Origin of the sequence: Flavobacterium limnosediminis JC2902, from assembly GCF_000498535.1 — a bacterium.
Classification (GTDB): domain Bacteria; phylum Bacteroidota; class Bacteroidia; order Flavobacteriales; family Flavobacteriaceae; genus Flavobacterium; species Flavobacterium limnosediminis.
The window spans coordinates 121,912-133,599 of sequence record NZ_AVGG01000007.1 but is presented as its reverse complement, the minus strand read 5'-3'; the positions used below and the strand labels follow the sequence as shown (position 1 = coordinate 133,599).

Here is an 11,688-nt window from a genome sequence, read left to right as displayed (position 1 = left end):
ACCCGCTACGCAAAGTCTCCTGACTTTGCGATTTACACATAAATGCACAATTAAAATTATTCAGATGTATTTATGGTTGTGGCTCAAAGTCGGGAGACTTTGCGCAGCGTGGGAAATGAAAAACCCTAAGTTTCACTCAGGGTTTTATTGATTATAAGAAGACAATAATCTTTAATTCGGTAAAATTGACCTTGACATTTCTTCAAGTGCATTTTTATTTAAATACTGATTGTTAAAGTAAATGCCTTCAATTTTTTCCAAAGCATCTAATCTTTTCAATGGGTTTTTTGAAACAATAAGGAAATCTGCATTTTTTCCGACTTCAATTGTTCCGTAATTTTCATTAAACAAATTGGCGAAATTTACTGTTCCTGTTTTTAAAATTGCATAATTTGTTAAACCGGCTTTTTGGTATGATTTCATTTCTTCGTGCATTGCAAAGCCCGGCACGATGAATTTTGAACTGCTGTCCGGACCCAATATTAACGGAACACCTTCATCATTTAAGCGTTTGATAACAGTACGACGTTCCTGCAATTCTTTTGCATACAGGGCTACTTCTTCTTCAAACTCCTTTTTGCCCGTTTTTTCCCGATACAAAGTTGTTTTCTCGGTCCATTCTTTAACGGTTTCAGGATTGATGAATTGCATTCCTTTTTGTTTTATCATATCCTCAACAGAAAATTGTCCGTAACCGATTATATACCATTGTAAGGTAGGACAAGCATACAATCCTTTTTCTTTTATTGATTTTACTCTTGACTCAAAAGAATTTGGCTCACCGATAAGTCCGCCCAAATGCTCGAAAGAAGTATAGTTCGATCCAAAAAAGCTTTCATCACTAATTACAACACCTTTTGGATTGCTCGGAAAATGACCGCCGATTTTTACATCATATTCCTTACAAACTGTGTTTAATTCATCGAATAGTTCCTGATTTTTAATGCTCAGCACTTTTATGAAATCAAATCCGTTTTCTTTAGTTTCTTTTACGAATGCAGCAATTTCTTCTTTTGTAAAGCTCAGATTTCGTGTGATAGGATTAGAAGAGAGGTATAATTTCGGATAATATGAATTCTCGGTATTATATTTTTTTTTCATTTCAATATGCTTCGAATCGCCCCGCATTGAACGAAGTTTTGTAACGCCGTTAATAAGGTTGAGTTTGAAATATTTCTCTAACTCTGTATCATTTTCCGGAAGATGGGCGTGTGCATCGGCTAACGAAGGAACTAAAAATTTACCTTTACCATCGATGGTTTGTTTCGCTTTTGTTTTTAATTTCCTGGCATCGGCAATCTCAATGATTTTTCCGTCAGTAATAACAACCGACTGGTTTTTCAGAACGATTTCACTATTCATCGGAACTACAGAAACATTAGTTATGATAAAATCAGCTTCTTTATTTTGGCAAAAAGCGATTTGAAAACTAAGAACTATCAGAAAGCAAAGAAATTTTTTCATTTTTAGTGTTATAAGTTGTACTTGAAAGCGATTCAAATTTATAAAACTTTTCTGTATAAAAATAAAAAAAAATCCGTCCTGTTTTCACAAGACGGATTCTCTAAATATCTAACAATCTAAGAAGTCTAAAAATCTAAGAAATATAAGAAGTCTATTTCTTCAAATGTACGTTAAAGTAATCAGCGATTTTAGCATACATATGAATTCGGTCTTTACCACCCACGTTGTGCTCGTGGTTAGGGTATAAGAAGTAATCCACCTGTTTGCCGGCTTTAATACAAGCTTCGATAAAATTCATGCTTTGCTGTTGTACCACTACCGGATCCTGAGCACCGTGAATTACCAACAAACGTCCTTTAAGATCTTTTGCTTTATCCAATAAAGAAGCTTTTGCATAACCTTCAGGGTTTTCCTGAGGCGTGTCCATATAGCGCTCTCCGTACATCACTTCGTAGTATTTCCAGTCGATTACCGGACCACCGGCAACACCCACTTTAAACACATCGCTGTGGCTGGTCATTAATGAAGTCGTCATGAATCCACCGAAACTCCATCCGAAAACACCAATTTTATCGGCATCCACAAACGCTTTCGATTTAAGGAAATCAATACCTTTCATCTGATCGGCCATTTCGTTCACACCTAAATTTCTGTGTGTTACATCGCAGAATTTCTTTCCGCGGGAATCACTTCCACGACTGTCCAATGTAAATACCACGTAGCCTTGTTGTGCCATGTAATAGTCGAAGTAACCTCCGCCTCCCATCCAACGGTTGTTTACCAATTGCGCGTGAGAACCTCCGTAAACATAAAGCATTACAGGGTATTTTTTGTTTGCGTCGAAGTTAGCTGGGTAGATGATTCTTCCGTTTAACGGCGTTTTACCGTCTGCGGAAGTTATCGTAACCAATTCCATTTTCGGCATATCTACTTTTCCGGTGAACGGATTATCGGCTTTTACCAAAGTGGTTGCTTTTTTCGATTTTACGTCGATAACCGAAATTTCGTTCGGGGTAGTAACATTGCTGTACTGATCCAAAATCATTGTTCCGTCTGAAGAAACAGAAGCCATATGCATTCCTGAAGCGGTAGTCAGTTGAACCGTTTTTCCGGATTTGATATCTACCTGATACAGTTGTTTGTCTAAGCCATTATTCGCAGTTCCTAAGTAGTTTATTTTGGTGTTTTTAGCATCAAAACCTAACAATTCTTTTACGACAACATCTTTATAACCTAGGTTTTTCAATAATTTCCCGTCGGTATTGTACAAATACATTTGGTTGAAACCGTAAAAATCCGTCTGATAAATGAATTGGTTCGGGTTATTTGGAACGAAAGTCAGTGCGTGTTGCGGTTCTACCCAAGTCGATGCTTTTTCTTCGAATAATGTTTTTACGAAAGCTCCTGTTTTTGCATCGTATTTGTTGAATTTCAGATGATTCTGTTCGCGGTTTAATATTCCGATGAAAATGTGTTTTCCTGTCGGCTCCCATGAAACCATCGTTAAATACTGTTCTTTTGGTTCTCCGGTTTGAATCGTAACTTTATTTCCTGAAACAACATCATAAATTACAAGGCTAACTTCTTCACTTTTCATACCCGCCATCGGATATTTGATGTCTTTGTTTACGGCTTCACGCTCATTCCAGTTGATGATAGGGTAGTTGCCCACCATGGTTTCATCTTTTCTGTAATACGCCAGTTGTGTTCCGGCTTCGTTCCACCACATTCCGCGGTCGATACCGAATTCCTGACGGTGTACATAATCGGATCCGTTTACAATAGCTGCATTTGCATCATTGGTTACTTCGATTACTTTTCCTGAAGCATCCGTAATCTGTATATTGTTCCCTTTTAACCAGGCAACGTTATTGTTGGAAGCGATTGTGGCATGAGCAGCCTCGATCGCATAAGAAACCGTGCTTACGATTTGTTTCGCAGCCACGTCATAAATCACTTTGTAACTGTTTTTTTTACCGGTTACTTCGGTTTCAAAAGTGTTTGCCGATTTCCAGTTGATGGCAGTAGGGAAGGTTCTTAGTGTAAACTCATCATTTGAGAATTTTGCTTTTAAAGCGATTTCAAATTCGGCTTTCGTTGCCAAAGTTGTTTCCTTCCATGAAGTTGCGGCACTTTTTTCGAATAAAGTTGAAAAATCAGCACTTAAATAGGTAATCGCTTTGGAGTCTTTGCGCCATTGTTGGGCAGTTTGGGTTGTTGGAGCATATTTTCTTCCGCCCATTACAGTTTCTTCTATGGTAAGGGTTCGTTGGGCAAATACCGCTGAACCTGAAAGAAGAAATAATAAAGTAAATTTTTTCATTTCGTGATTAAATAATTTGGTTGCTAATTTATATAAAGTTGCATTCTCATTGTGTTAATGAATGCTAAAAATTGTTTGACACATCAATTAGTTACATTTTTCACAAAATTGTTATAAAGCAATAGTAAAAACACAAGTTTTAAATACGTAATATTCAATAAATTAAGTTAATTTTAACATTGCTAACATATTAATCCAAAGAATATGAAGAAAAATTACTCTCTAATGGTGTTTCTTTTGTTTGCTTTTATTCTAACCCTACCAGGTAGATTGATTGCGCAAACAAATTGTATTACACCAGCCAATTTAACGGCAACGAATATTAGTCCCACAGGAGCGGTGCTTTATGCAGGAACTACCGGAACTACCGGAGTATATAATATTCGTTATCACGGTCCGAATTCTACAACGTGGGTTACGCTGAACAATGTTACGATGCCATTCCAATTAGGAAATCTGACGTGTCATACAGCGTATGAGTGGCAGGCACAACAAGTTTGCGGTACAAATCCAAATAATGTTACTGTTTTAAGCGCCTGGTCTGCAGGATCGGCTTTTACCACTGCCAATTGTCCTGAACCGACTTGCCCTGTTCCGACTTATTTGTCAACCACAAACATTAGTCAAACGGGGGCAGTTCTTAATTTAGGTACTATTGCCAATACGGGAATTCATAATATCCGTTATCGCGTTCCGAATTCCACAACATGGATTACGGTGAATAACGTTACGATGCCTTTCCAATTGGGGAATCTTACATGTCATACCGGTTATGAATGGCAAGCGCAAAAGGTTTGCACTACACCAGCCGGTACAGCACCTGTTTTAAGTGCCTGGTCTGCTTCGGTAACTTTCATGACGACTGCCTGTCCTGAACCGACTTGTCCTGTACCAACCAATTTGGCTGCAACGGGTATTAGCGCTAACGGAGCAGTGCTTTATATTGGTACTGCTACGAATTCGGGAAGATATAACATCCGTTATCACGGTCCGAATTCTTCCGACTGGATTACTTTGAACAATGTTACTATGCCGTTCCAGTTAGGTAATCTGACGTGTAATACGACTTATGAGTGGCAGGCACAACAGGTTTGTGCAACGTCTTCAACTCCGAATGCTGTTTTAAGCGCTTGGTCAGCCGGAGTAGCTTTCACAACTGCCACTTGTCCGGCACCGACTTGTCCGGTACCAACGTATTTAACCACTACGAGCATTACTGCTAACGGTGCGGTTCTTTATATAAGTCCTGCGTCTAATACAGTTGTTTACAACGTCCGTTATCATGGTCCGAATTCTACCGACTGGATCACTTTGAATAATGTAACCATGCCGTTCCAGTTAGGAAATCTGACTTGTCACACGACTTATGAGTGGCAAGCGCAACAGGTTTGTGCCGGGGCAGCAGGAACTACCGCTTATTTGAGCCCATGGTCAGCAGGAGTGGCTTTCACTACAGCGACCTGTCCTGAACCGACTTGTCCGGTACCAGCCAATTTGGCTACAACGAACATTAGTGCTAGCGGCGCAGTTCTTACTTTAGGTACCACCGCAAATGCGGGAAGATACAATATTCGTTACCACGGTCCGAATGCGACTTGGATTACGGTGAATAACGTGACATTGCCGTTCCAATTAGGGAATCTGGTGTGTAATACAATATATGAGTGGCAAGCACAACAAATTTGCGGTTCAACGCCAAACAATGCAGCTGTTTTAAGTCCATGGTCAACAGCAACGGCTTTTACAACTGCTAATTGTCCTGCACCAACTTGTCCGACACCAACATATTTAACCACTACAAATATTAGTACTAATGGAGCGGTTCTTTATATAAGTCCTGCGTCTAATACTGTGGTTTACAATATCCGTTATCATGGTCCCAATGCGTCTTGGATTACGTTGAATAACGTGACAATGCCGTTCCAATTAGGAAATCTGACTTGTCATACGACTTATGAGTGGCAGGCGCAACAAGTTTGCTCCGGAGCATCTGGTACAACCGGAAATTTAAGTGCTTGGTCAGCAGGAGTGAGTTTTACAACAGCCAATTGCCCTGCGCCAGACTGTCCTGCACCTGTTAATTTAACAGCAACGAATATCAGTGCCAATGGAGCAGTACTTTATTTGGGTATTACTACAAATACAGGAATTTACAATATCCGTTACCATGGTCCGAATTCCACAACGTGGATTACATTGAATAATGTTACTATTCCGTTCCAATTAGGAAATCTGACTTGTAACACGGCGTATGAATGGCAGGCGCAAAAAATGTGTGGTACTGCAGCGGACGGAACTCATATTTTAAGTCCTTGGTCAGTTGGAGCTGCTTTTACTACGGCTAATTGTCCGGTGGATACGTGTCCTGTTCCGACTTATTTATCGACTACTAATATTAGTCAGACAGGAGCGGTTCTTAATTTGGGAAGTATTGCCAATACGGGAATTCATAATATCCGTTATCGCATTCCCAATTCAACAACTTGGGTTAATGTGAATAACGTTACTATGCCTTTCCAATTAGGTAATCTTACGTGTCATACCGCATACGAATGGCAAGCGCAAAAGGTTTGTACTACAACAGCCGGTACAGCTCCGGTTTTAAGTACCTGGTCTGCTTCAGTAACTTTCATAACGACCAATTGTCCTACACCGACTTGTCCTGTACCAACCAATTTGGCTGCAACGGGTATTAGTGCTAACGGAGCAGTGCTCTATATAGGTACCACTACGAATGCGGGAAGATATAATATCCGTTACCATGGTCCGAATGCGACTTGGATAACGGTGAATAATGTGACAATGCCGTTCCAGTTAGGGAATCTGACTTGTAGTACTGCATATGAATGGCAGGCACAACAGATTTGTCCAACATCATCGAATACAAACGCAGTCTTAAGTGCATGGTCAACAGCAATGGCTTTCACCACTGCCAATTGTCCTGTGCCGACTTGTCCGGTACCGACGTATTTGTCTACAACGAACATCAGTGCCAACGGAGCAGTTCTTACTATAGGAACCACTACGAATGCGGGAAGATATAATATCCGTTACCATGGCCCGAATGCGACTTGGATTACGCTGAATAACGTGACAATGCCGTTCCAGTTAAGGAATCTGGTATGTAATACGGTGTACGAATGGCAGGCGCAAAAAGTGTGTGGTACTGCAGCGGACGGAATGGTTACTTTAAGTCCTTGGTCTGCAGGGATTAGATTTACCACTGCAAGTTGTCATGTGAATGCTTGTCCGGTACCATCTAATCTATCGGCAACGAATATCAGTGCTAACGGAGCGGTTCTTCGTTGGAACGGAATTCCGGGTGCTGTTGCTTATACTGTACGTTACAAACCTGTAAACAGTACTTTGCCTTACAGAATGTTAACATCAACTACTAACATGATGCAAATTGGCGGGTTAACTGCGGGTACAGCTTATGTTTGGCAGGTAGCAACAGTTTGTCCTAACGGAACTACGATCGCTACATGGTCTCCGCAATCTGTATTTACAACTTCATCATCTTTACATGTGTATCCTAATCCGGCTAATCAAAACACATCTGTTTCCTTTTGGTCTGACAGGGTAGCAACAGTAGATGTTAAGTTGCTGGATCTTTACGGTAAAGAGATTGTAACTCAAAAAAGAGAAGCTGTTGAGGGTGTCAATGTATTTGGTGTAGATACTTCCGGAGTGGCTGATGGTTTGTATATGATCGGTATTTATTCTGATGCCGGTTTAACCACCACTAAAGTGATCATCAAACATTAAAATAGTTTTAATGGATTTATAAAAGTCAGCCGGATGAATTTTCGGCTGATTTTTTTTGATATGGCAAAGTACTGGAAGTTATAGTACAAAAAAATCCGCTAATGATTGCTCAAAAGCGGATTTTACATATAAACCAAAAAATGTAATTAATTATTTAATCGAAGGTTCTGAGTTTAAAATAGAAAGTTCCTTCATGCAATCTTTCATCATAGTGTAAGTTCTTTCAATATCGTTATCCAAACCGATTGAGAAACGAATTAGTCCATCGGTAAGACCCATTTCGGCTTGTTCGTCCAATGGAATTTCTGAAGAAGTTGAAGTTCCCGGCGCACTGAACAATGTTTTGTAGAACCCTAAACTCACTGCCAAATAACCAAGGTTTCTTTGCTGCATTAATTCCATCAGCTCATTTGCTTTGTCTAATGACCCTACGTCGATGGTCATCATACCTCCAAAACCATACTCCGGATTAATCATGGTTTTGTAAATTTCATGACTTGGATGTGATTTTAATCCCGGATAAACCGTTTTGATGCCGTCTGCTTCAAATTTTTCTGCTAAATACTGAGCATTATGACTGTGTTGTTTCATACGGATATGAAGCGTACGAAGGTTTTTCATCACAGAAGCCGAACGTAAACTGTCCATCGTCGGACCTAATAACATGCTTGCGCCGTCATTTACATTTTTCAATGCATTGATGAATTCCTGTGAAGCACAAACCACACCACCTACAGTGTCACTGCTTCCGTTGATGTATTTTGTTAAACTGTGAATCACGATATCAGCACCCAATTTCGCAGGGGCAACCGATAAAGGAGAGAAAGTATTGTCGACAACTAATTTAAGATTGTGTTTTTTTGCTATCTTCGCCAGTGAAGCGATATCGGCAACTTCCAATAGAGGGTTGCTTACTGTTTCGCAATATAATACCTTTGTGTTTGGCGTAATTGCCGCTTCCACAACATCTAATTTTGTGATGTCGACGAAAGTAGTTTTTACACCCATACGCGGAGCAAAGTTCTTAAGAAAAGCATAGGTTCCTCCGTAAATAGTACGACTGGAAACAATATGATCTCCGTTTCCGCACAATTGTAATAAGGTAGGAGTGATGGCACCCATTCCTGAAGCGGCTACATTAGCACTTTCGGTTCCTTCCATTGCAGCCAAAGCTTTGTCTAAGTATAAGTTACTTGGAGAAGAATGACGGGAATACAAGTAGCATCCTTCCGCATTACCTTCAAAAGTATCGAACATTGTTTTTGCTGAGAGGAAAGTGTAAGTTGAACTATCGGAAATAGAAGGGTTTACGCCTCCGAATTCACCAAAATATTGTAAATCCTGAATTCTGTCTGCCGGATTAAATTTGTCCATAAAATTCTCTTTTAAGAAGATTGTTAGTAGTTGTTTCGAAATCAAAATAAGGTTATTTAGGAAAAATAATCAACATATTTACTGATATTTGGAAAATAAATCTATAAAAAATCATTTTAACAGATTAGATATGAGTTTGATTTGTTAAATTTGATTCGTAAACCAAAAAATAATCTTCTGATGACATTTGACGCTATAGATAAAAAATTGTTAGAGCTGCTGCAATCCGACAGCAAACAGACTACAAAAGAGCTTTCCCTGAAACTGAATCTCTCTGTAACCGCAGTGTATGAACGTATTAAAAAACTTGAAAAAGAAGGTGTAATAGAAAAATACGTGGCATTAGTAAATCGAAACAAAATTGACAAAGGGTTTGTGGTTTTCTGTCATTTAAAATTATTGCAGCACACCAAGGAATTTATCAATCGGTTTGAGAAAGAAGTGGTGCAGCTCGATGAAGTACTGGAGTGTTTCCATGTTAGCGGTGATTACGATTATATCCTGAAAGTCTGCGTAAAAGACATGGAAGCATACCGCGAATTTATGGTGACAAAACTGACTACCTTGCAGCATATCGGAAGTACTCACAGTACCTTTATGATTGGTGAAGTAAAAAGGACTACAGCTTTCCATGTGTAAAAGATTACAATTTTTTAAAATTTCACTTGTATTTTGTAAATAATAGATTACTTTAGTGTTTTATTAATCAAAAAAAGTAATTTTTATGAAAACAAGACTTTTAAGCATTTCAGGTGTTGAAGTATTATCAAATGAAAGCCAAAAAATGATTCAAGGATCCGGAAAAGGTGGTAACCCCGATTTATCACTTTGCGGCTGTTCATGCAGCGGAGCCGTTACAGGACCGGCATATTGTGTGCAGTATATCGCTTGTCCGCAAGTGTATACCTGTAATGATTCAATCTAATCGTCGCTTAAAAAATGGGAAGCTCCGGAAGTAATTTCGGGGCTTTTTTTATTTGTTTTTTCGAATATCCAGTTATCTCACTAAAATATTCTTTCAGAAATCAAAGAACTACTTTATTTTCACGAATAAACCAATTCCGTATAAACAAAATTCCTTAATTTTGTCACTCGAAATTTTTTAAAAACACATCATAAAATAAATACTATGAGTTCATTTGACGTAGTTGTTATTGGTTCAGGACCCGGTGGATATGTAGCGGCAATCCGTTGCGCACAGTTGGGAATGAAAACCGCTATTATCGAAAAATATTCAACCCTTGGAGGTACTTGCCTAAATGTGGGATGTATTCCTTCTAAAGCTATGTTGGCTTCTTCACACCATTATGAAGAATTACAGCACTTTGCAGATCACGGAATTGAAGTTTCCGGAGATGTTAAGGTGAACCTTGAGAAAATGGTTGCCCGTAAGCAGGCAGTTGTGGACCAAACTTCAGGCGGAGTAAAATATTTGATGGACAAAAATAACATCACTGTTTACAATGGTGTAGGTTCATTCGAAAATGCAACTACTGTTAATGTTACCAAAGCGGACGGTTCTGTAGAAAAAGTGGAAGCTAAAAACGTTATCATTGCTACAGGTTCAAAACCATCATCTTTGCCGTTCATCAAAATTGATAAAGAAAGAATCATCACTTCTACTGAAGCTTTAAAATTGCCGAAAGTACCGGAACACCTTGTAATTATTGGTGGTGGCGTTATTGGATTAGAGTTAGGTCAGGTGTATTTACGTTTAGGTGCTAAAGTTTCTGTGGTTGAGTTCATGGACCGAATCATTCCGGGTATGGACGGAGGTTTGTCAAAAGAACTGACAAAAGTGCTGAAAAAACAAGGCATGAAATTCTATACTTCCCACAAAGTACAAGCAGTTGACAGAGCAGGTGAAGGAGTAGTTGTTAAAGCTGAAAACGCTAAAGGAGAAATCATCACTTTAGAAGGAGATTATGCTTTGGTTTCTGTTGGTCGTCGTCCTTATACTGATGGTTTAAATGCAGATAAAGCAGGTGTTAAAGTTACAGAAAGAGGCCAGATTGAAGTAAACGATCATTTACAAACAACGGCTTCAAATATTTATGCGATCGGTGACGTAGTTCGCGGAGCTATGTTAGCACACAAAGCAGAAGAAGAAGGAGTTATGGTTGCTGAATTTTTAGCAGGCCAAAAACCGCATATCGATTATAACTTAATTCCGGGTGTTGTTTACACTTGGCCTGAAGTTGCTGCTGTTGGTAAAACCGAAGAGCAGTTAAAAGAAGCCGGAGTAGCTTACAAATCTGGAAGTTTCCCTTTCAAAGCTTTAGGTCGTGCGCGTGCAAGTGCGGATATCGAAGGTTTTGTAAAAATCCTTGCCGATGCTAAAACGGACGAAGTATTGGGTATTCACATGATTGGTGCAAGAGCGGCTGATTTAATCGCTGAAGCGGTTACTGCGATGGAATTCCGTGCGTCTGCAGAGGATATTTCAAGAATGTCCCACGCACACCCAACATTCGCAGAAGCTATCAAAGAAGCGGCATTAGCGGCTACGGAGAACAGAGCGTTACACGTGTAATTCGAAATATGATTGAAATATAAACCTGTCTCGTTGTTCCCAACGAGACGGGTTTTCTTTTTATAGGCATAGCCCATCTTTTGTACTAAGTTTTACGAAAATGCAAATTCAGCTATAAAAATCACCGAAATTGGTGATACAATATCACCAATTTCGGTGATGGATAAAGTGGAATATTATGTTTTAATTTGCGTCGCATGATCAATGTTAGCAGTAATTAAGGGTT

At 39.3% G+C, this 11,688-nt stretch carries 7 protein-coding genes; 4 read left to right on the top strand and 3 right to left on the bottom strand.

Features of this window, described 5'->3' with window-relative positions; all coding sequences use genetic code 11:
• Positions 1–171 precede the first annotated feature (171 nt).
• Both FLJC2902T_RS07830 and FLJC2902T_RS07825 read right to left on the bottom strand, forming a co-directional pair.
• A complete protein-coding gene (locus tag FLJC2902T_RS07830) occupies positions 172–1,464 on the bottom strand; it encodes an amidohydrolase family protein (RefSeq protein ID WP_023579264.1) in 1,293 nt (430 codons plus the stop codon).
• A 151-nt stretch (positions 1,465–1,615) separates the two neighbouring features.
• Positions 1,616–3,787, bottom strand: a complete 2,172-nt coding sequence (locus FLJC2902T_RS07825) for a S9 family peptidase (protein WP_023579263.1) — start codon at positions 3,785–3,787, stop codon at positions 1,616–1,618.
• Between the two features lie 204 nt (positions 3,788–3,991).
• Here FLJC2902T_RS07825 and FLJC2902T_RS07820 point away from each other — a divergent pair, with 204 nt between their 5' ends.
• Positions 3,992–7,555, top strand: coding sequence for a T9SS type A sorting domain-containing protein (locus tag FLJC2902T_RS07820; protein WP_081712543.1), 3,564 nt, complete (start codon positions 3,992–3,994; stop codon positions 7,553–7,555).
• A 150-nt stretch (positions 7,556–7,705) separates the two neighbouring features.
• On the opposite strand, the gene FLJC2902T_RS07815 is transcribed toward FLJC2902T_RS07820, so the two are convergent.
• Positions 7,706–8,929: an aminotransferase class I/II-fold pyridoxal phosphate-dependent enzyme gene (locus FLJC2902T_RS07815; protein WP_023579261.1), complete on the bottom strand. Its 1,224-nt coding sequence runs from the start codon at positions 8,927–8,929 to the stop codon at positions 7,706–7,708.
• A gap of 180 nt (positions 8,930–9,109) precedes the next feature.
• Here FLJC2902T_RS07815 and FLJC2902T_RS07810 point away from each other — a divergent pair, with 180 nt between their 5' ends.
• The 3 genes from FLJC2902T_RS07810 to lpdA all read left to right on the top strand — a co-directional run bounded on the left by FLJC2902T_RS07810 (position 9,110) and on the right by lpdA (position 11,462).
• Positions 9,110–9,568 (top strand): Lrp/AsnC family transcriptional regulator, encoded by a 459-nt coding sequence (locus FLJC2902T_RS07810; RefSeq protein ID WP_023579260.1) that lies wholly within the window; start codon positions 9,110–9,112, stop codon positions 9,566–9,568.
• Positions 9,569–9,653: 85 nt separating this feature from the next.
• Positions 9,654–9,854, top strand: coding sequence for a hypothetical protein (locus FLJC2902T_RS07805; RefSeq protein WP_023579259.1), 201 nt, complete (start codon positions 9,654–9,656; stop codon positions 9,852–9,854).
• A gap of 204 nt (positions 9,855–10,058) precedes the next feature.
• Positions 10,059–11,462 carry a dihydrolipoyl dehydrogenase gene (gene lpdA / locus FLJC2902T_RS07800; RefSeq protein WP_023579258.1) on the top strand — a complete coding sequence of 468 codons (1,404 nt, stop codon included), beginning with the start codon at positions 10,059–10,061 and terminating at the stop codon, positions 11,460–11,462.
• The last annotated feature ends 226 nt before the right edge of the window (positions 11,463–11,688 follow it).

Bases quoted from the DNA above. Each gene is read 5' to 3' on its own strand.
- FLJC2902T_RS07830 (WP_023579264.1), bottom strand. From the start codon at position 1,464: ATGAAAAAATTTCTTTGCTTTCTGATAGTTCTTAGTTTTCAAATCGCT.
- FLJC2902T_RS07825 (WP_023579263.1), bottom strand. From the start codon at position 3,787: ATGAAAAAATTTACTTTATTATTTCTTCTTTCAGGTTCAGCGGTATTT.
- FLJC2902T_RS07820 (WP_081712543.1), top strand. From the start codon at position 3,992: ATGAAGAAAAATTACTCTCTAATGGTGTTTCTTTTGTTTGCTTTTATT.
- FLJC2902T_RS07815 (WP_023579261.1), bottom strand. From the start codon at position 8,929: ATGGACAAATTTAATCCGGCAGACAGAATTCAGGATTTACAATATTTT.
- FLJC2902T_RS07810 (WP_023579260.1), top strand. From the start codon at position 9,110: ATGACATTTGACGCTATAGATAAAAAATTGTTAGAGCTGCTGCAATCC.
- FLJC2902T_RS07805 (WP_023579259.1), top strand. From the start codon at position 9,654: ATGAAAACAAGACTTTTAAGCATTTCAGGTGTTGAAGTATTATCAAAT.
- lpdA (WP_023579258.1), top strand. From the start codon at position 10,059: ATGAGTTCATTTGACGTAGTTGTTATTGGTTCAGGACCCGGTGGATAT.